Source organism: Allorhizobium borbori, assembly GCF_014196535.1.
Lineage (GTDB): Bacteria > Pseudomonadota > Alphaproteobacteria > Rhizobiales > Rhizobiaceae > Ectorhizobium > Ectorhizobium borbori.
Genome location: NZ_JACIDU010000011.1, coordinates 51,162 through 71,466 on the forward strand (window position 1 = coordinate 51,162; position 20,305 = coordinate 71,466).

18 protein-coding genes are annotated in these 20,305 nt (G+C 62.0%); 11 read left to right on the forward strand and 7 right to left on the reverse strand.

Features of this window, described 5'->3' with window-relative positions; all coding sequences use genetic code 11:
- The first annotated feature begins 66 nt into the window (after positions 1-66).
- The 5 genes from GGQ66_RS14060 (at position 67) to lpxK (ending at position 5,102) form a co-directional block, all read left to right on the forward strand.
- Complete coding sequence (locus GGQ66_RS14060) at positions 67-1,413, forward strand: TldD/PmbA family protein (protein WP_183793359.1); 1,347 nt, start codon at positions 67-69, stop codon at positions 1,411-1,413.
- 2 nt (positions 1,414-1,415) lie between these two features.
- Positions 1,416-2,234 (forward strand): 3'(2'),5'-bisphosphate nucleotidase CysQ, encoded by an 819-nt coding sequence (locus tag GGQ66_RS14065; RefSeq protein WP_183793474.1) that lies wholly within the window; start codon positions 1,416-1,418, stop codon positions 2,232-2,234.
- A 60-nt stretch (positions 2,235-2,294) separates the two neighbouring features.
- Positions 2,295-2,522: a DUF4170 domain-containing protein gene (locus GGQ66_RS14070; RefSeq protein ID WP_183793360.1), complete on the forward strand. Its 228-nt coding sequence runs from the start codon at positions 2,295-2,297 to the stop codon at positions 2,520-2,522.
- A 191-nt stretch (positions 2,523-2,713) separates the two neighbouring features.
- Positions 2,714-4,033, forward strand: a complete 1,320-nt coding sequence (waaA, locus tag GGQ66_RS14075) for a lipid IV(A) 3-deoxy-D-manno-octulosonic acid transferase (RefSeq protein WP_183793361.1) — start codon at positions 2,714-2,716, stop codon at positions 4,031-4,033.
- Between the two features lie 46 nt (positions 4,034-4,079).
- A complete protein-coding gene (lpxK, locus tag GGQ66_RS14080; RefSeq protein ID WP_183793362.1) occupies positions 4,080-5,102 on the forward strand; it encodes a tetraacyldisaccharide 4'-kinase in 1,023 nt (340 codons plus the stop codon).
- A gap of 102 nt (positions 5,103-5,204) precedes the next feature.
- Here lpxK and GGQ66_RS14085 read toward each other — a convergent pair whose 3' ends face one another.
- Positions 5,205-5,441, reverse strand: a complete 237-nt coding sequence (locus GGQ66_RS14085; protein ID WP_183793363.1) for a DUF2093 domain-containing protein — start codon at positions 5,439-5,441, stop codon at positions 5,205-5,207.
- 129 nt (positions 5,442-5,570) lie between these two features.
- A complete protein-coding gene (gene mutL / locus GGQ66_RS14090; protein ID WP_183793364.1) occupies positions 5,571-7,370 on the reverse strand; it encodes a DNA mismatch repair endonuclease MutL in 1,800 nt (599 codons plus the stop codon).
- A gap of 345 nt (positions 7,371-7,715) precedes the next feature.
- On the opposite strand from mutL, the gene GGQ66_RS14095 reads away from it, so the two are divergent.
- Complete coding sequence (locus GGQ66_RS14095; RefSeq protein ID WP_183793365.1) at positions 7,716-9,377, forward strand: response regulator; 1,662 nt, start codon at positions 7,716-7,718, stop codon at positions 9,375-9,377.
- A gap of 23 nt (positions 9,378-9,400) precedes the next feature.
- On the opposite strand, the gene GGQ66_RS14100 is transcribed toward GGQ66_RS14095, so the two are convergent.
- Both GGQ66_RS14100 and GGQ66_RS14105 read right to left on the reverse strand, forming a co-directional pair.
- Complete coding sequence (locus GGQ66_RS14100; protein ID WP_183793366.1) at positions 9,401-11,305, reverse strand: potassium transporter Kup; 1,905 nt, start codon at positions 11,303-11,305, stop codon at positions 9,401-9,403.
- A gap of 14 nt (positions 11,306-11,319) precedes the next feature.
- Complete coding sequence (locus tag GGQ66_RS14105) at positions 11,320-12,297, reverse strand: magnesium transporter CorA family protein (RefSeq protein WP_183793475.1); 978 nt, start codon at positions 12,295-12,297, stop codon at positions 11,320-11,322.
- Positions 12,298-12,510: 213 nt separating this feature from the next.
- Between GGQ66_RS14105 and GGQ66_RS14110 the strand changes: the two genes are divergently transcribed.
- A complete protein-coding gene (locus GGQ66_RS14110) occupies positions 12,511-13,008 on the forward strand; it encodes an Hsp20/alpha crystallin family protein (protein WP_183793367.1) in 498 nt (165 codons plus the stop codon).
- A gap of 12 nt (positions 13,009-13,020) precedes the next feature.
- On the opposite strand, the gene apbC is transcribed toward GGQ66_RS14110, so the two are convergent.
- The 3 genes from apbC to GGQ66_RS14125 all read right to left on the reverse strand — a co-directional run bounded on the left by apbC (position 13,021) and on the right by GGQ66_RS14125 (position 16,983).
- Positions 13,021-14,148 carry an iron-sulfur cluster carrier protein ApbC gene (gene apbC / locus GGQ66_RS14115; protein ID WP_183793368.1) on the reverse strand — a complete coding sequence of 376 codons (1,128 nt, stop codon included), beginning with the start codon at positions 14,146-14,148 and terminating at the stop codon, positions 13,021-13,023.
- A gap of 411 nt (positions 14,149-14,559) precedes the next feature.
- Positions 14,560-15,279, reverse strand: a complete 720-nt coding sequence (locus GGQ66_RS14120) for a helix-turn-helix transcriptional regulator (RefSeq protein ID WP_183793369.1) — start codon at positions 15,277-15,279, stop codon at positions 14,560-14,562.
- 342 nt (positions 15,280-15,621) lie between these two features.
- Positions 15,622-16,983, reverse strand: a complete 1,362-nt coding sequence (locus GGQ66_RS14125) for a putative bifunctional diguanylate cyclase/phosphodiesterase (RefSeq protein WP_183793370.1) — start codon at positions 16,981-16,983, stop codon at positions 15,622-15,624.
- 355 nt (positions 16,984-17,338) lie between these two features.
- Between GGQ66_RS14125 and GGQ66_RS14130 the strand changes: the two genes are divergently transcribed.
- From GGQ66_RS14130 to GGQ66_RS14145, 4 genes are all read left to right on the forward strand, one after another.
- Positions 17,339-18,511, forward strand: a complete 1,173-nt coding sequence (locus GGQ66_RS14130) for a cell wall hydrolase (RefSeq protein ID WP_237358927.1) — start codon at positions 17,339-17,341, stop codon at positions 18,509-18,511.
- A 254-nt stretch (positions 18,512-18,765) separates the two neighbouring features.
- A complete protein-coding gene (locus GGQ66_RS14135; RefSeq protein ID WP_183793371.1) occupies positions 18,766-19,131 on the forward strand; it encodes an AtpZ/AtpI family protein in 366 nt (121 codons plus the stop codon).
- A gap of 60 nt (positions 19,132-19,191) precedes the next feature.
- A complete protein-coding gene (locus tag GGQ66_RS14140; protein WP_183793372.1) occupies positions 19,192-19,944 on the forward strand; it encodes a F0F1 ATP synthase subunit A in 753 nt (250 codons plus the stop codon).
- Between the two features lie 81 nt (positions 19,945-20,025).
- Positions 20,026-20,253: a F0F1 ATP synthase subunit C gene (locus GGQ66_RS14145; RefSeq protein WP_183793373.1), complete on the forward strand. Its 228-nt coding sequence runs from the start codon at positions 20,026-20,028 to the stop codon at positions 20,251-20,253.
- Positions 20,254-20,305: the final 52 nt, after the last annotated feature.

Below are 20,305 nucleotides of genomic sequence, written 5' to 3' on the forward strand. Positions count from 1 at the left end.
ATCCGCTTTCGGGCTTGATGCGGCCATTCTCGGGCAATAAATGAAAGGCAACGAAAGGCCGATTTCATGACCGATACGATTCAATCCGCGACGCTTGCCGACCGTGCCGGCGAACTGGTCGATCTTGCCCGCAAGGCTGGCGCCGACCGGGCCGACGCCGTCATCGTGCGCTCCCGCTCCACGGGCGTCAGCGTCCGGCTGGGCAAGGTGGAGGGCACGGAATCGTCGGAAAGCGACGATTTCTCGCTGCGTGTCTTCGTCGGCAACAGGGTGGCCAGCGTTTCCGCCAATCCCGGCTTCGATCTCAAGGCGCTCGCTGAACGCGCCGTCGCCATGGCCAAGGTTTCGCCGGAAGATCCCTTCGCGACGCTTGCCGACGAGGCGATGCTCGCCCGTGACATTCCCGATCTCGACCTCTTCGACGGCACCACCGTTTCGGCGGAGGAACTGACCGAGGCGGCGCTTGAGGCCGAAGCCGCAGCCCTCGCCGTCAAGGGGGTGTCGAACAGCGGCGGCGCTTCCGCCGGTGCCGGCATGGGCGGTCTCGTGCTCGTCACCTCGCACGGCTTTTCCGGCAGCTACATGGCAAGCCGTTTCAGCCGCTCCGTCAGCGCCATTGCTGGCGAAGGCACGGGCATGGAGCGTGACTACGACTATGATTCCACGCTCTATTTCGCCGATCTGCGCGGCAGCGCCGAAATCGGCCGCCTTGCCGGCGAGCGCGCGGTGAAGCGCCTCAACCCGCAGCGGCTCGATACGCAGGCCAATGTGACCGTCGTCTTCGATCCGCGCGTGGCGCGCGGCTTCGTCGGCCACATTGCCGGCGCCATCAATGGCGCATCCGTCGCCCGCAAGACATCCTTCCTGCGTGACCGCATGGGTGAGCAGGTGCTGAAATCCGGCCTCTCGATCACCGACGATCCGCTGATCCGCCGCGGCTCCTCCTCGCGCCCCTTCGATGGCGAAGGCGTGAAGGGCGAAAAGCTGACGATGATCGAGGACGGCGTGCTGAAGCACTGGTTCCTCTCCACCTCCACCGCCCGCGAACTCGGCCTCGTCACCAACGGACGCGGCGTGCGCGGCGGCAATCAGGTGTCGCCCGCCTCCACCAACCTGGCGCTGGAGCCGGGTGACGTTTCGCCGGAGGATCTGATCCGCTCGGTCGGCAAGGGTGTCTACGTCACGGAACTGATCGGCCACGGCGTCGACATGCTGACGGGTGAATATAGCCGCGGCGCTTCCGGCTTCCTGATCGAGAACGGCGAACTCACGGTTCCCGTGTCGGAAATCACTATTGCCTCCAATCTCAAGGAAATGTTCCTGCGGGTGACGCCGGCGAACGATATCGACCGCTCCTTCGGCGTTGCCGCGCCGACGCTTGCCATCGAAGGCATGACGCTGGCGGGCCGATGAACATGACCCGGCTCCACGCGACAAATCCGGGCCCCTGGGACGACGATCTGGCGCTGCTTTCGCAGGCTGCACGGGCGGCGGGCGAGGTGGCGATGGGCTATTTTCGCAAGGAGCCGGAAGTCACCTGGAAGAATGGCGGCCATTCGCCGGTAACCGAGGCCGATTTCGCCGCCAACCGGCTTCTGGACGAACGCCTGCGGGCCGCGCGCCCCGGCTATGGCTGGCTTTCGGAAGAAAGCGACGACGATCCGGCGCGGCTGGATTGCGAGACGCTGTTCGTGATCGATCCCATCGATGGAACCCGCGCCTTCATCGCCGGCGAACCGACCTGGGTCGTCAGTGTCGCCGTCGTCCATCGCGGGCGTCCGGTGGCGGGCGTGCTTTATGCGCCGGTCATGGACGAGGAGTTCTCGGCGGTGGCGGATGGCATGGCGTTGAAGAACGGCAAGCAGATCACCGTGAAGGGTGCCGAGCCTGCGGCAAAGCTGAAAATCGCCTGTGCCAAGGACATGCTCGGCCACTTCGACTCAGGGTTTGCAGCCCGGGTCGAGCGCGCGCCGCATGTGCCATCGCTCGCCTATCGGCTCGCCATGGTGGCCGACGGACGGCTGGATGCGACGCTGGTGAAGCCCAACGCCCATGACTGGGACATTGCGGCTGCAGAACTTGTGCTTGAATGCGCTGGCGGGGTTCTTTCGGATTGCAACGCAAAGCCGGTAGCCTACAATCGCCCGGTGGTTTCGCACGGCTTTCTGTGCGCGGTGGCCAAACCCCTTCAGGAGCCTCTCCTGCGGCACTTTTCCTGGCCCGGCAAAGGTTGACGTTTGGCCCGGAATCCAGCAGATGAATGAACGAAGTCAGACAATGGAAGAGACTGTAAGATGACGGATAGCGACAAGAACAAGCAACTGCTGCATCTGGTGTTCGGCGGCGAACTGGAACATCTCGAAGACGTCCAGTTCAAGGATCTGAGCAAGCTCGACATCGTCGGTATCTTCCCGGATTACGCCAGCGCGCTTGTCGCCTGGAAGGGCAAGGCCCAGCAGACGGTGGACAACGCCCACATGCGTTACTTCATCGTTCACATGCACAAGCTTCTGGCGCCGTAACATCACGAAAAAGCGAGCGGGCCGAAGGCTCCGCCGCTTAAATTTCGACGCATTCCGGGGTCATCAACACGCGCTCTTCGCGAAAGGGCGAGTGGAGAAAATAAGGATATTGCGGTGGCAGCAGCAACGCCCTTAAAGGCGGATCGACGGGCATCTGGAATGACGGGTCTGGCCCGTCGGGAGCGACAGTCATGAGCAATGCCATGGCCCGTCTCGCGTTGATGACCTATCGCGGCCTTGGTGTCTGCGCCTACCCGCTGGCCTCGTTCTACCTGCTCTGGCGAACCGCCAAGGGCAAGGAAGACCGCAAGCGCAAGGCCGAGCGGTTCGGTTATGCCGGAGCGGCCCGTCCGCAGGGACCGCTGATCTGGATTCATGCAGCAAGCGTCGGCGAAATGCTTTCCGTGATTGCGCTGGTGCGTGAGCTTCGTCGCCTCGATATCGCGGTTCTTCTCACCACGGGCACGGTCACCTCGGCGCAGGTGGCGGCCGAGCGGCTTGGTGCCGACGTCATCCATCAATACATGCCCCTCGATCTGAAGCCGGCCGTCGGCCGCTTCCTCGATTACTGGCGTCCGGATGTGGCGGTGATGGCGGAATCGGAAATCTGGCCGACGACCATGGTGGAGCTTCAGGCCCGCCATATTGCGCAGGTGCGGGTCAATGCCCGCATGTCGGATCGTTCGTTTGGCCGCTGGATGCGCTATCAGTCCATGGCCGAGCTTCTGTTTTCCAAGCTTTCACTGGTCGTGGCGCAATCGGACATCGATGGCGAGCGTTACCGCGATCTGGGCGCGTGGCCTGTCGTCGTCTCCGGTAATCTCAAGGGGGATGCCGAGCCTTTGCCTGTCAATCAGGCCGAGCTGACCCGCTATCGCCAGCAGATTGGCAGCCGCAAGACCTGGGCGGCGATTTCCACCTTCGATGGTGAGGAAAAGGCCGCCGCCATGGTGCATCGCGCGCTGAAGGCCCATAACGACCAGCTTACCATCATCGTACCGCGTCACCCCGAACGGAGCGACGAAATCGAAGCGATGCTGCTGGAAAAGGACCTGAAGGTGGCGCGCCGCAGCCGTGGTGATGCCATAACGCCGGAAACGGATATTTTCCTCGGCGACACGATCGGCGAAATGGGCCTTTACCTTCGCCTCACCGATCTCGCCTTCGCCGGTCGCTCGCTGCTGACGGAAACGGGCGGCCAGAACCCGATGGAACCGGCAAGCATCGGTTGCGCCGTTCTTTCCGGCCCTCATGTCGAGAATTTCCGCGATGCCTATCAGAAGCTGGTACGCAATGGCGGCGCCCGCATCGTCAAGGATGTGGAAGTGCTGGCGAAGGCAGTGCATTACCTTCTCACCAATGATATCGCCCGCTTGCGGATGATCGATGCAGGGCAGGCCACGGTGCAGGATATGCGCGGTGCTTTGTCTGCCACGCTGCGGGCGCTGGAACCCCACGTCAACCCGCTGGCGATGAAAGCGCGGCTGGAGCCGAGGGCTGCCGCCCAGTGAGCGGCTTTGCCGGGAAAGCGGGCGTTTCTGGAGGGAGCCAACGCCGATGATGGCCGCACCTCCGTCATTCTGGTGGACGAAACCCGGCTGGCAGGCCCTGTGCCTTGCTCCCATCGCTGCCATTTACGGCCTCGTCTCCGGTTACCGCGTGCGCCAGGCGCGCGGTTTTCCGGCTGCCGTTCCGGTTCTCTGCATCGGTAATTTCACGCTTGGCGGCGCTGGCAAGACGCCGACGGCGCTGGCGCTCGCCAAGGCCGCGAAGGCCATGGGCCTCACCCCCGGCTTTCTGTCGCGCGGTTATGGCGGAAGCATCGGTACGGCGGTTCTGGTCGATTCCGCCCGCTACACGGCAGCGGATGTGGGAGATGAACCCCTGCTTCTGGCCGGTGTCGCGCTGACGGCCATCTCCCGCACCCGGGTGGAAGGTGCACGCCTGCTTGCCGAGCGGGGGGTCGACCTCATTCTCATGGATGACGGCTTCCAGAGCGCCCGCATCGCCATCGATTACGCGTTGATTGTCGCGGATGCCCGGCGCGGCGTGGGCAATGGTCTTGTGTTTCCTGCTGGTCCTCTGCGTGTGCCGCTTTCGGTCCAGAGACCGGCGGCCTCCGCCCTTTTGATTGTCGGGGAAGGGCAGGCAGGGGCGGCACTCGCCGCCGATTTCGCGGCAACCGGAAAGCCGGTCTTCACCGCCGCGCTCAGGCCGGCTGAAGCGCCCGGTCTTCAGGGCGCGCGGGTTCTGGCCTTCGCCGGTATCGCCGACCCCGGAAAATTCCAGCGCACGCTGGAGGAACTGGGGGCGGAGGTGGTGGTGCGCCGCGACTTTGCCGATCACGCGCCGCTGGCGGATGCGGAGATTGCCGCGCTTCTGAAGGATGCGGACGCCGGTGACCTGAAGCTTGTTACCACCGCAAAGGATGCGGTGCGTCTTGCCGGTCGCGCCGGACTGGCCGCGGAGCTGTTGAACCGGATGCGGGTGGTGGAGGTGGAAATGGCCTTTGCGGACCCGCAAGCGCCGCAGGCCATCATTGCCGCCGCCATCGCAGCAGGCAGGGCGCGGCTGGGTTAGAACGTTTCCAGCCGAAGCGTGCTCGCTTCTGCGTAGGATAATGTAGCAGAAACAAAATGATAGAGCATTTCTGGCGATCCCGTAATCACCGCAGATGTTCTATCACTGGCCCGGGTTCTGGATGGGGAGCGCGCCAGCGCGCTTTTCGGCTTCGAAGGAGGCGGTGGCATCCGCATAGGCTTCCTGCCGGGCCACGCTCCAGTAGCGCAACTCATCCAGCGGGATATGCTTGCCGGTGATGGCGCAGACCACATAAGCGCCATGCGTCATGATCTGGAAATCGCCGTCCAGATATTTCACCTTGGCTTCCCGTGCGCTTGCCATGTCGAACCGGTTCATCCTCTGTCTCCTGCCGCGTGTACTTCTTTGCCATAACGCCGCGAGAAGGCGATTGCCAGCCATTTCAGTACGCGCCCCCCTGCAAATGTTGCGGGGTACTCCCGTTGGCGACTGGTGAAAGCGTCATCGTCACGACCGTCCGAACAGCCGTTCGATATCGGCCAGCTTGAGTTCGATATAGGTGGGCCGGCCGTGATTGCACTGGCCGGAACCTGGGGTCGCCTCCATCTGGCGCAAAAGCGCATTCATTTCTTCCGGGCGCAGTCGCCGGCCGGAGCGCACAGAACCGTGGCAGGCCATGGTCGCGGCCACGTAGTCCAGCTTGCCGGAAAGCGTCGAGGCCACGTCCCATTCGGCAATCTCGTCGGCAAGCTGGCGCAGAAGACCGGCGGCATTCGTCTCGCCCAGCATGGCCGGTGTCTCGCGTACGGCAATGGCGCCGGGACCGAAGCGTTCGATGGCGAGACCCATGCGGTCGAATTCCTCGGCGTGGTCCATCAACCGGTCACAGTCTTCCTCCGGCAGATCGACGATCTCGGGAATGAGCAGCGCCTGCGAGGGCACGCGCCGGTCGGCATAGGCCCGGCGCAACGCCTCGAACACCAGCCGTTCATGGGCGGCGTGCTGGTCTACGATCACCAGCCCGTCGGCGGTCTGGGCGACGATGTAGTTCTCATGCACCTGCGCGCGGGCAGCGCCCAGCGGAAAGTTCTGCGGTTCCTCGGCCCTGGTCGCGGGCAGGGGGCTTTCCGTGCGCTCCATCCGCGCCGAAGGTTCGGCCAATCCGTCGAAAGCATTCTGATTGATAACGGGGGCGGAGGCCGTCAGAGGGCGATAGGGTGAGGCAGCGGGCGTCCAGTTCTGGGCGGGTGCGGCATGGCGCGGTGAAAAGCCGGGCCGGAAGGAGGAAAGCATGTGGCTCGCGCCGCGCGTCGAGGCCCGGTCGCCCTCCCGGCTCAGCGCCTCGCGGATTGCACCGATGATGAGGCCGCGGATAAGGCCGGGATCGCGGAAACGCACATCCGATTTGGCGGGGTGCACGTTGACGTCCACCAGTGCGGGATCGAGCGTCAGCGACAGCACTGCAACGGGATAACGCCCTTGCGGCACGGTTTCGGCATAGGCGGCGCGCAAGGCCGACATGATCAGCTTGTCGGCCACCGGCCGCCCGTTGACGAAGGCATATTGATGCGCGGAATTGCCCCGGTTGAAGGTTGGAACGCCGGCATGGCCGGTCAGGCTGACGCCCTCGCGCTCGGCATCGAGTTCGATGGCGTTGTCGCGGAACTCCTCGCCGAGAATTTGTGCAATGCGGGCCAGCCGGTCCTCGCCCGTGGCCGGAAATTCCAGCGTCTGCCGGTCGCTGCCGGACAGCACGAACCGCACCGCCGGAAAGGCAATCGCCATGCGCTTGACGATTTCCGTAATGGCGGAGGCTTCCGCCCGTTCTGTCTTGAGAAACTTGAGGCGGGCGGGCGTGGCATAGAACAGGTCGCGGACTTCCACCACGGTGCCGGGATTGGCAGGCGCGGGGCGAATTTCGGAGACGGCGCCGCCGGTCACGGACACGGAAAAGCCGGTGCTGGCGCCCGGCGGTCGGCTGGTGATCGTCACCTTGGCCACCGAACCGATGGACGGCAGCGCCTCGCCGCGAAAGCCGAGCGTGCGGATATCGTCCAGATGGGTGGAAATCTTGGAGGTGCAATGCCGCCGTACGGCGAGCGCCAGATCCGCCTCGTCCATGCCCGAACCGTTGTCGGTGATGCGCAGCAGCGCCTTGCCGCCACCCCCGGTGGCGATCTCGATGCGGCTCGCGCCGGCATCGATGGCGTTCTCGATCAGTTCCTTAGCGGCGCTGGCGGGCCGTTCGATGACCTCGCCGGCGGCGATCTGGTTGATGAGCGTTTCGGGCAGAAGGTGAATTTTCATGGCCGCATTTTCCCGGATTCGCTCCGTTCTGGGAAGCCGGCCGGCGACATAAGTTCGAAAAATGCGTTCTATCAACGGTATTAATTGCAATTTAAGACAAGTCGATTAGTTTCGGCTTGTCTGAAATGACTTCGGGAATTTGGCCCTTCAGGGCAAATGTGCAAAGACGGCTCGCCGGTCCGTCACCCCAAAGCACCATCCCGCTTCAGTACCCTTCCACCGGCATGATCTCACCAATTGCCCGCCCCGGTTCTATCTGGCGTGAACCGGCGTTCGGGTCGATCCTCCGTTGCGAGGGATGGGAATGCGCCGACATCGTGTCGCCGCACCCAAAAGGGGGACTGGATGGAGAATGGGGCGTCACCTGACGCGAACATTCAGACGGCTGTGCTGGAGGCGCTCAGTGAGGGCCTTGCCGCCGCCATCTTTATCTATGACCGCAATGATCTTATCGTTTTCGCCAGTCCCGTCGTTCTTCAGTTTTTTCCGGTACCCGCCGGTGTCCTGAACCCCGGTACGCGGCTGCGCGATTTCCTTGGCGCCGTTTATGACAGCGGCGCCCGTTTTGCCATGGGCGCCCCGACCGATCGCACCGGCGGTCGTGAAGGCTGGCTGTCCGCCCAGATTGCCCGCCACTGGAAGGAGCGCTCCGACAGCGTCGAACGCTTCGGTCAGGAGCGCTGGGTTCGTCTCGTGACACGGCGCATGCCATCGGGCTACGGCATCTGCCTGATGCGAGACGTCAGCGAGGAGACGAAGCGCGAGGACCAGTGGCGCATCGATCTCGAGCGTGTGCAACTGACCGAGGAAATTCTCGACAGCCTGCCGTTCCCCATTTCGGTCAAGGATCGCAACCTGACCTATGCTGCCGTCAACCGCTCCATGTGCAAGCTGTTCAAGCGCGAACCGGAAGAAATCATCGGCCGCACGGATCGCGATATCCTGCCGCCGGAACTGGCGCGGATGTTCGAATTGAGCGACCGGCGGGTCATGGATACCGGCGCACCAATCATGTTTCCCGAGCATGTGAAGGGTGATGACGGCGAGGATATGCTGTTTCTCACCCACAAATGGCGGGTTGGCAAACCGGGTCGTTGTTTCCTGGTCACGGTGCCGCAGGATGTGACCGGCCTGGTGGAAGGCAGCAGTTTCGAGAACCTCCCATCGGCCAGAGGGGGCGAGGTTCCCGATCGCAGCATGAATTACGATACGCTTCTTGCCATGCCGGGCCAGCGCATCCTGCTGGTGACGGGGGATGCCGTGCTTGAAGCGCGCGCGTTGCGGGTGCTGACCCGCCTCGGCTTCGATTCCTGCTCCGTGCGCAATCCCGATGAACTGGCCGCGTTTCTGGATGTGGCGAAGTCGGCGAATGTCGCCATCGATCTCGTCGTGCTCGACAGCGACATGGATGTTGCCTGCCTCGAACTGGTGGATCGTTATGGGGTCGAGGCCCTTGCGCTCGACAACTGGCAGATCGCCAATGAACTGGCCTTTGCGATTGCCCGCAAGCAGAACCGGCGCAAGGTGGCGGACAGCATATCCGGCAATCCGCTTCAGCAGGCCGCCGAGCATGTCACGGCAGGGTCGCCGCCGGCACCGGAGCCCGTGCCGCCGGGGCTCGATGTGCTGGTGGTCGAGGATAACGAGGTCAATCGTATCGTCTTTTCGCAGATCCTCGAAGGGCTGGGCTATTCCTACCTTCTGGCGACGACCGGCGAGGAGGCGCAGCACCACTGGCGCGAAAGTGCGCCGCGCGTCATTCTTCTGGATACGACGCTGCCCGATATTTCCGGTAACGAGGTCGCCCGCCGCATCCGCCGGCAGGAGGCGGTCATCGGTGGCCATGTGCCGATCGTCGGCGTTCTGGCCCGCGCCACGGATGGCGACCGGGAGGCCTGCCTGCTCGATGGCATGGACGAGGTCATCCTTAAACCCGTCAGCCCGGATATGATCGAAGGCGTCGTTCGCCGCTTCTTTGCCGAAGGCATGGCCGGCATCGCGCTGTAGGGCGTGCCGACCGCAGGTGCGCGTCAGATGAAGACGTGCGAGCCCATTTCCACCACGCGATTGGCCGGCAGGCGGAAATAGTCGGAAGGGTCGGCGGCATTGTTGGCCATTATGATGAACAACCGGTTCTGCCAGCGCGGCATGGCCGACTTCGGATCGGGCACCAGCTTGCGGCGACCGAGATAGAAGGAGGTCGACATGATGTCGAACTTCACCCCGCCCTTGCGCATCAAGCCGAGCGCCTGCGAAACGTTCTGCGTTTCCATATAGCCGAAGCGCAGTTCGATGCGGCTGAAGCGTTCCGAAATCTTCTCCACCACGAAAGGCGCTTCGCCGCCCAGATGCGGCACGTTCAGCGTGCGGATCGTCAGGATCATGTTGCGGGCGTGAATGACGTGGTTGTGCTTCAGGTTATGCAACAGGGCCGCCGGCGTGAATTCCGGGTCCGATGTCAGGAAGATGGCAGTGCCGGGCACTTCGGTCGGCGCGTGGTCGCTTGGCCGCTCCAGCGAGGTCACGAAAACTTCGAGCGGCACATCGGTGCGGCGGGTTTTCGCCAGCAGAATGCCTGTGCCACGACGCCAGCTCAGCATCACCAGTGTAAAGCAGGCGGCGAACATGACGGGGATATAGCCGCCGTCATGAATCTTGAACATGTTGGCGCCGAGAAAGACCAGTTCGAGCGCCATGAAGGGCGAAAGAGCCAGCGCGGCCAGTGCCAGCGGCCACTTCCACGCCGTACGCAGGAACTGGAAAAACATGATGGTCGTCACCACCATCGCCCCCGTCACCGAGATGCCGTAGGCGGTGGCAAGTTTCTCGGAACTGCCGAAGGCCAGCACCAGCCCCATCACGCCGAGCATCAGCAGAGAATTGACCGCCGGAAGGAAGATTTGCCCGGTATTGGTCTCCGAGGTGAAGAGAATGGACATGCGCGGCAGAAAGCCGAGGTGGATTGCCTGGCTGACCAGCGAGAAGGCGCCGGTGATCACCGCCTGGCTGGCGATGACGGTGGCGATGGTGGCCAGCACCACGACCGGCAGGATGCTCCATTCCGGGAACATCAGGAAGAACGGATCGGAGCCGGCCTCCGGATGCTGCAGGACCATGGCGCCCTGACCGAGATAGTTGAGGGCAAGGGCCGGGAAGACCAGAACGGACCAGGCAAGCTGGATCGGCAGCCGCCCGAAATGCCCGAGATCGGCATAAAGCGCTTCGGCGCCCGTCACCGTCAGGAACACCGCGCCGAGAACGATGATACCGAGCCAGCCCTCATCGACCATGAAAGTAATGGCGTGGGCAGGGTTGAAGGCAGACAGGATTTCGAAATCGTCGGAAATATGCATGATGCCGCCAAGCGCCATGACGATGAACCACAGGGCCGTGATCGGCCCGAAAAATTTGGCGATGGCGCCCGTTCCCCGCGATTGTACGATGAAGAGCCCGATCAGGATCGCCAGTGCAATCGGCACGATATAGTGCTCGGTGGTGGGGTAGACGAGTTTCAGGCCTTCCACCGCCGAAAGAACCGAAAGCGCCGGCGTGATCATGGCGTCGCCCAGAAACAGCGCCGCGCCGATCAGCCCGAGAATCATCAGCAGCGTGCCGTGGGGCGCGCGCTTTTTCATCAGGAGCGCCAGCAGTGACAGTGTGCCACCTTCGCCACCGTTATCGGCGCGCAACAGAAGCAGCACGTATTTCACCGTCACGATGATTGTCAAAGACCAGATCATCAGCGACGTCAACGCAATGATTTCCGCGCGTTCCAGCCCGTCATGGGCAATGGGTTTCAGCGCTTCACGGAAGGCATAGAGCGGGCTCGTGCCGATATCGCCATAAACGATGCCGACCGAGCCGAGCGCCAGACCGAGGAGTTTGCGCAAACCGCCTTTGTCGTCTTCTTCGAGTGAAGGTGTGTGTGTCTGCATGAGGGTTCAGGCTCTCAGAGCCAGCCTTTCCAGCGAAAGACAAAAAAGGGAACGATAGCGGAGATCAGCATCATCAGCAGGGCCAACGGATAGCCGAAGCTCCAGTTCAGTTCAGGCATGAACTGGAAGTTCATGCCGTAAACCGAGGCCACCAGCGTCGGTGGCAGGAAGACCACAGAGGCAATGGAGAAGATCTTGATGATCGCATTCTGCTCGACATTGATGAGCCCGAGCGAGGCATCGAGCAGGAAGGTTATGTTTCCCGAAATAAAGGATGCGTGTTCAGACAACGAATGGACATCCCTAAGCACGGTGGCGCAGAGTTCGTGGGCCTGTTCGTCCTGAGCCACAGCCGGAACGGACTGCACGAAGGAGAGCAGGCGGCCGAGCGAGCCCAGGCTGTCGCGCGTCTTCGACACCATGCGGTGATGGGCGGCCACATCGAGAAGCCGGTCTTCCAGATAGCGCGGCGGGCGGCGCTTGCCGCGGCTGCCGCCACCGAAGACCTGGGTGGACAGCGTGTCCATCTTCGCCACGGTCTGTTCAAGGATCTCGGCGGTCCGGTCGGCGATGGTCTCCAGCAGGCGCGCCAGAAGAACCGGGCCGGAACGGCAGTTTTCCGGCAGGCGTTGCAGGCCGGCGGCAAACAGCGCGAAAGAGCGCGGGTTGCCGTAACGGATCGTCACTAGCCGGTTTCCAGTGAGAATGAAGGCGATATCCGCGAGTTCAGGCGCATCCGTATCGGATTTCCAGATGACCGAACCGGTCATGAAGGTTGCGCCGTTTTCGGTGTAGAGCCGGCTCGAAGGTTCTATGTCCTTCATGTCCTCGCGGGTCGGCAGCTCGATGCGCAGCAGGCCTTCAAGGAACGATTCTTCTTCCCGCAGCGGCTGGAACAGGTCGATCCAGACGATGTCGTCAGGAAGGGACTGCAAGCCATCATCCGGACTAAGCCGTGTCGCGGCGCCACTTACGCCATAAGCACTGATCAAGCGTTTCAAAGCCCCGCGTCTGCCCAAGCGATCGCACTCTTATGACGTTTTCAAGGCGGCGTGAAGCCCCCCTTTGGGTCAGCCGGCGGGAAGGGCTGCGACGCTACGTCACTTCCCCACCAGTACGGCCGCACCATTTTGAAGGAAACGTTACAGCGGACCATCAGGTGCCGCGGAAAGACGCTGGATGGTTCCTGATGCAAGGAGGACATCATGAGCGACAGGACAAGCGAAAGCAGGCCCGGCCCGGTCGATGAACGGCTGTTTGCCGATTGGCGCCAGGAACTGAGTGAAATCCTTGACGGCTTTTTCTCAAGCCGCTCCCCGTGGGGCGGTGCCGGAACGGAGGGTCTTATGCCCGTGATCGACATCGTTGAAAAGGAGAGTGTCATTCTCCTCACCGTCGAGTTGCCCGGCATCGATGAAACGGATGTCGAACTCACGGTTGGCAAGGGGGTGCTGGTTCTGAGGGGCGAGAAGAAGGCGCCGACGACCGGAGAGACGGACCTTCGCCACGTCACTGAACGGCGTTACGGATCGTTCGAACGCACGATCCGCATCCCCGGAAATGTCGATGAACCGACGATCTCCGCCCATTTCGACAAGGGGGTGCTGACGGTAACGCTGCCCAAGAAGCCCGACTCGGCGATGTCTTCCCGGCGGATTGAAATCCGTCAGGACGACACGCCGGAAAACCCCGATGCGACCTGAGCCAAAAGCGGCTTATTCGAAGATGATGGCCGGCGGCGGGGCAATCTTCTGTCCGGCCATGGCGGCCTGAACCCTTTCGGCGATGGCGAGGTAGGCCTTGGCCTGCTCACCATCGGGATCGACAGCGACCACCGGTTTGCCGGCATCGGAGGCTTCGCGGATTGTCATGGTCAGCGGCACTTCACCGAGGAAGGGCGCGCCGATACGCTCCGCTTCCGCCCGTGCGCCGCCATGTCCGAAAATATCGTAGCGTCGGCCGGTGTCGGGTGCGATGAAATAACTCATGTTCTCGATGACGCCGAGAACCGGCACCTGCACCTTGTTGAACATCGTGATGCCCTTGCGCGCGTCGATCAGGGCAAGGTCCTGCGGGGTTGAAACGATGACGGCGCCGGCCAGCGGCACCTGCTGCGCCATCGTCAACTGCACGTCGCCTGTGCCGGGCGGCATGTCCACCACCAGCACATCGAGATCGCCCCAGGCCACTTCGCGCAGCATCTGCAGAAGCGCCGACTGCACCATCGGTCCGCGCCAGATCATCGCGGCCTCCTCATCCACGAGAAAGCCCATCGACATGACCTTGAGGCCGTAATTTTCCATGGGAACGATGATGCGGCCGTCGATCTGCTTCGGACGGCCGGAAATGCCCATCAGACGAGGCAGGGAGGGGCCGTAGATATCCGCATCGAGAATGCCGACTTTCAGCCCCTGCGCCTTCAGCGCCAGCGCCAGATTGACAGCGGTGGTCGATTTGCCGACACCGCCCTTGCCGGAGGCGACGGCGAGAATCGACTTGATGCCGGGAATACCGGGCTTGGCAGGCGCGGGGGCGTGTGCATGCGCATGTGGCGCGGCAGGGCGGGGCGCAGGCGCATTGCCGGGTGTGGGCCTGCGGTCGGCGGTCAGCGACACGACGGCGCCGCGCACGCCGGGCAATGTCTTTACCGCGCTTTCGGCCTGCGCCCGCAACGGTTCCAGTTCGCGGGCCCGTTCGGCCGGCACGGTGATGGAGAAATAGACCTTGCCGTCGGAAATGAAAATGTCCGACACCAGACCGCCGCTGACGATATCGGCCTTGGAGCCGGGGATCGCAATTCGGGAAAGCGCCTTGAGCACCTGGTCGCTGGTCGTGTCTGCCATTTCGTTCTGCCTTGCTGGAATGGATGCCGTTGTCGCGGCCTTACGTGCCGCAAGCTGTAACCGCGCGAGGCGGTACGTCAACGATAAATTTCCCGGAGTGCACGGCAGTGTCGCCTGTTTCGGGCGGTAAGCCCGCAAATGCAAACCGCCGCTTCCGGCAGGAGCATCATGTTCCCTCGAAAGCGGCGGTGCAAATCCGTATCTCTTTTGGATACGTGTTGGCGTCCCCTCTGGACTTGTTTAAAGACATGCAGGACTTGTGCCAGATGCGAGTTTTTTACGAATATTCAATGAAAACAGTAGTTTGTCGCTTTGCGTCATTTTTTGTTGCGTTGCGATATTCTTGCCTGCACAGTTTTTGTGCGGTGCGGTCCCTCGAAATGCGCGAATGACCAAAATTTATTCTTATCCCTACTTGATAATATGCTGCCGGAGCGCCTTGGCGACGGCCTGCGTGCGGTTGACTGCATCGAGCTTGCGCGTCACGCGGTTCAGGTAGTGGTTGACCGTGTGTTCCGACAGGCCGAGAATCTCCGCGATTTCGGCGCTGGTCTTGCCGGCGGAGGTCCAGGTCAGGCAGGCAGCTTCCCGCTCGGTCAAAAGCTCACGGGCCGGAGAAATCTTGCGCCCGATGTTGTAGAGTTGGTCATAAACCACGGTGCTGATCCAGGAGAGTTCGATGCGGTCGAGCGTCTGCGGCGGTGCGTCGCCGAAAAAGCCGACGGCGCCCATTTCCCCCGACACATTGTGGGTGGGGCACCATAGGCCGTGCCGCATGCCGAATGCCTCGAAGAGTTCACCATAGGCCTCGTTGGAGGAGGGGCCGCGGGTGTCGAAATGAAAAGGGCGGCTTGTGGCCCGCAGGCGGTGAAAGAGTGGGCTTTTGGTAATGAGCCGGCCTTGATCGTACTGGCTCAGGAGTTCGGTCGGCCAGTTGGTAATCAGTGTGTGAGCCGCCAGTTCCTGGGCGAATTCGTTCGGCAGGGACACCACCATGAAGGCGCGCAATCCCCGGCTTTCGGTCAGATGCTTGAGAAAGCGGAAAACGTCGAACTGGCTGGCCAATCCACTGATTTCGTTTTCGACTTTTTCGAGTCGTGCTGCGACGGTGCTATCGTCAGCGAATTCCATTTGTGTCGCACTTCATGTCTGTGGTTTTGCATCTACGGACGGCAAACGCGGTGGGTAGCATCGAAATGCGTTCTCGGCCGGCGTCAGGCCCTGATTCCCGACAATGGCCACGCGACGGCATGAAACCGCCGGTCGAAATGACCACCCCCTAGAACACGGGAATAGGGTGCTGTACTCGACGTCAAATGCCAAGATGCGGAATGTAGTTTACCGTAAACTCCGACATAAAACCCGCAAACAGGCATGTACGGGTGCAGTCCGCTACAATCGCTACGCCGGATTGTATGCGTAAGTGCGGTAATGGGTCGCGCATTTCACCGATGCGCGAGCCGTCCCAACCGCTCAACCAAGTCGGTCGATGTGCCGGATTTCCATGTTATGGCGTTCGAGATAGGCCAGGGTTGCCGCTGCGTCGACTGGCTTGCCGAACAGATAGCCCTGGCCGTAGCGGCAGCCGAGCGCCTTCAGCATGCTGGCTTCCACGTCCGTTTCGATCCCCTCGGCCACGACGGAAAGGTCAAGACCGTCGCACATGGTGATGATGGCGCGGATGATGTGTTCGCTGGCCCGATCGGTGGAAATACGCGAGACGAAAGCCCGGTCGATCTTCACCTTGTCGAACGTGAAATCCCGCAGACGCCCGAGGCTCGATTGACCCGTGCCGAAATCGTCCAGCGAGATGCGGATGCCCGCCGCCCGCAGATCCTCGATGATCCGGTGGGCGGTATCGGCGTTGGTCATGACGGCGGTTTCGGTGATCTCCAGCTCAAGCCGGTTGGGATCGAGGCCGACCCGGCGCAGGATCGAGAGAATGTTCGGCGTGGTGCCGGGGTCCATGAGTTGCGCCGAGGACAGGTTGAACGACAGGAAGAGGTCGCGCGGCCAGGAAAGTGCGGCTTCCGCTGCCTTGCGCAGCAGGGTTTCCGAGAGCGTATCGATAAAGCCGCGTTCTTCGGCCAGCGGTACGAAGACGGCAGGCGAAACGAAGCCCAGATCCTTGTCTATCCAGCGCGCCAGCGCCTCGAAACCGGCCGGTGCGCCATCGGAAATGCGCACGATCGGCTGGAAGTGGACATCCACCGCATCAGCGATGATGGCATTGCGCAGCGTTTGTTCAAGCTGCGTCGCGCGCTTCATCTCCAGCGCAATCTCGCTGGAATAGACGGTGATCTGGCCACGACCGCGTCGCTTCGAACGGTAAAGTGCGGTTTCCGCGCTCTTCAGCAGGTCGTCGAAGTCCTCGCCTGCGAACGGGTAGACCGCAAAGCCGAAGGAGGCAGAGAGGCGCACGTTGCGATCGCCGAGGTCATAGGGCGCCGAAAGCACTTCGCGCATCATCTGGCCAATCTTTTCCGCGCCGGAGCGCTCGAAGATCAGCGGCAGCACGAAGGCGAACTCGTCGCCCTCATGTCGGGTCACGGTCGCGCCATCGGGCACACAGGCCTTCAGCCGATGTGCCACCTGGCACAGGATCTCGTCACCCGCGTCCGTGCCGAACAGGTCGTTGATGGGTTTGAAGCCGTCGAGATTGGCGATGGCTATGGTGAACGGAGCCGGGTCGGCAGCGCGTTCGGCCGCAAGCTGGCGCACCTTGTCGCGCAGGCGATATCGGTTGCCCAGCCCGGTCAGCGGATCGGTATAGGCCATTGTCTGCAGTTCATGCTGGCTGAGAGAATCGGCCAACGGCGGCAATGCCGACTTCATACAGGAACCTCGTGCTGTCTAGGCCCGGTCACGATGCGCTCAATCCCTTAAGGAAGAACGAAATAGGCCGCACGCGGCGGCCAGAGGATTTTTCCGGGGTTAATATGTTCAATATGATAGGCGGCCAAAAGCCCATGAAATGTGGGAAATTTGGGGCAATATACCTATGTTTAAGAAAATTTTCGACGATTTGGCATGAAAATTGCCCTGAAAGTTGACCCGTCACGACAAAGCCCGCATTTGTTGCCTCTTTGCGCCAGCGCGGCGGGGCGGTCGGAGAGCCGTTAACTTCGCATCAAGGTTAACGCGATATTTTTTGCAGCATATTCCGTAGCGTTCGCCTGGAGTTCCTGTGTTGCCGGTCCAGCCTTCCAAGTTTCGTGGATTTGCCACGCGTCTCGATCGATGGATCTCGCCTGTCGCTTTCGGTCTGGCAGCGTGGCTGGTCCTGCCTTCGATAGCGGCCCGGGCCGATATGGCGACGCTCCTCACGGGGACGGATGGCGGTGGCGCCGCCTGGCGCATGGTGCTGACCGCAAGCCCTGCGGGCTCTCTCCATAAATCCGAACTCGCCTTTGCCGATCTGGCCCGGGCGGGTGCCATTGTTGCGGATGCCGGCATTACCCTGGCCGATGGCGGCCGCGTGGCGCTGACCAGCGGCGAGAAGGGGCGGGGAGAGATCCCCGATGAGGATCGCGTGAACCGGACCGGCAAGAAGGGTCGGGTGGTTGCGGTGGAGCAGGTGCAGCCGCCGCGCAGCTTTACTGCCGGAGCGGTGAACGAACATCGCGCCAGCCTCATTCTGGCTGCGCCGGTGGAGCAGCGGGAGCGTACCGCGCTCGTGAAGCCGGATGCCGCCCGCAATATCGAGGTGGCGACGTTCTATCGCGCCAAGCCGCCGGTCGCCCCGGTGGCGCTGCCCCCAGCCATTGCCGGGCTGGTTACCAATACCCGGCCGGACAGTCTCGCCACCGCCTATGCGCCGCCCGCGCCTGATTTCGCCGGCCAGTCGCCGTTCGACGCTATTCTGCGCGATGAAAACAGCGGTCGCTTCGCGCCGAAGATCGGGCCGGAGGATCATGCCTGGGCCGCCAGCATTCTTCCGCCGACCGTGTTTACCGCAGCAGAGCAGAAATGCCTCGCCGAGGGTATTTACTTCGAAGCGCGGGGTGAGTCGGTCAAGGGGCAGGCGGCCGTGGCGCAGGTCATCCTGAACCGGGTTCGCAATCCTGCCTATCCCAAGACGATTTGCGGTGTGGTCTACCAGAACGAGGACTGGACCAACGCCTGCCAGTTTTCCTTTGCCTGTGACAATATCCCTGACAGGGTCAACGAGCCCGAACACTGGAAGACGGCGACAGATGTCGCCATGGCCGTGACTGCGGGCAAGATCTGGCTGCCGGAAGTCGGTTCCTCCACACATTATCATGCGCTTTACGTCAAGCCGGATTGGGCGCGCACCATGAAGAAGGTCGGTCGCATCGGCCTTCACGTCTTCTACCGTACTTATGGTGGTGGCTGGATATGACGCCGCGCCCGCCTGACAGGTCAGGCGGTTAACGCACCCACAGTTGCCGATTCTTGAACAAAGAACGGCCTTTTCGCGGCATGTCAGACTTAAGTCTATGTTTTTCCCGGATTAATTTGTGTTGAATCAAGGGCAGTCAATGCCTTGACTATGTGGGCGCTCAAAACTATGTTGCGCCCGACTTCAGAACGGGTAAGAAAGTATCAATCCTTGCCGTTTGGGCATGCTTGGCAGGCTAAACAGGCGGAGCGGTAATGCCGGATAACTCGGAAGACGGTCTTGAAGAGCGGCGCAGACGCCTCGGTGCAAGCCTGGGGCGTATCCGTGCTGACGATGTGAAGGAAGCGAAGGCCGAAGCCAGCGCCGAGGAAAGCCGCAAGGGTTTTGCGAACGCGATGAAGCTTTCGAGCGAGTTCATTTCCGCCATCATCGTCGGTGTCGGGCTGGGCTGGACCATGGACTGGTATTTCGGCTCGACGCCGTGGGGCTTGATCTTTTTCCTGCTCCTTGGTTTCTGCGCCGGGGTTTTGAATGTCCTGAGGGCGACAGGCGCGGTGCCGACAAGGCTTTCCGCGCCTCCCGAGGGAAAGAAAGACGAAAACAACCGGGGCGGCGTGTAAGCGCTACTCCTGGGAAATGGTTCCGCCAGAGTGCGGGCGCAGCGAGAGAGGCCTTCAAAGGTGTCAAACGATCCGACCCATCAGTTCGTGGTTTCCCCGATTGTTCCGATCGAAATCGGTGGCATCGACTTCTCTTTCACCAATGCTTCGCTGTTCATGGTCGCGACCGTTGCCGTCGCTTCCGGCTTCCTCTACTTCTCCACGTCGAGCCGTGGCCTCATTCCGGGCCGTACGCAGTCCGTGGCGGAAATGGCCTATGAGTTCATCGCCTCGATGCTGCGCGAAGGCGCCGGCACCCAGGGCATGAAGTTCTTCCCCTTCGTTTTCTCGCTCTTCATGTTCGTGCTGACGGCCAACCTTCTTGGCATGATGCCCTACTTCTTCACCGTCACCAGCCAGATCATCGTGACCTTCGCGCTTGCCCTGCTGGTTATCGGCACTGTCGTCGTCTACGGTTTCTACAAGCACGGCACGCACTTCCTGCATGTCTTCATGCCGCCGGGCGTGCCCGCACTTCTCCTGCCGCTGGTTTCCGCGATTGAGGTCGTTTCCTTCCTCTCGCGTCCGATCAGCCTTTCCGTCCGTCTTTTCGCCAACATGCTGGCCGGCCACATCACCCTCAAGGTGTTTGCAGGCTTCGTTGCCTCCATGGGCGCGCTCGGTGCCGTCGGTGTCGGCGGTGCGGTTCTCCCCCTTCTCATGACGGTCGCCATGACCGCTCTCGAGTTCCTCGTTGCTTTCCTGCAGGCTTATGTCTTTGCGGTGCTCACTTGCATGTACCTCAACGACGCCGTGCACGGGGGAAGCCACTAAAACCACGTTTGGCGCTCCTGGCCTCGTGGGTCGGTGCGCCGCACATTCCAGCCGCAACAACCATTCTAAAGGAGTTCTTACATGGAAGCGGAAGCAGCAAAGTTCATCGGCGCAGGTCTGGCTTGCCTTGGCATGGCTGGTACGTCCCTCGCTCTGGGCAACATCTTCGGCAGCTACCTGACCGGCGCTCTGCGCAACCCGTCCGCCGCTGACAGCCAGTTTGGCCGTCTGGTGTTCGGCTTTGCCGTTACGGAAGCTCTGGGCATCTTCTCGCTGCTCGTTGCCCTTCTCCTCCTGTTCGCCGTCTAATTTTTCGGCGGGAATTCGGATCACGGCCGGCCTCTAGGCGCTGGCCGTGATC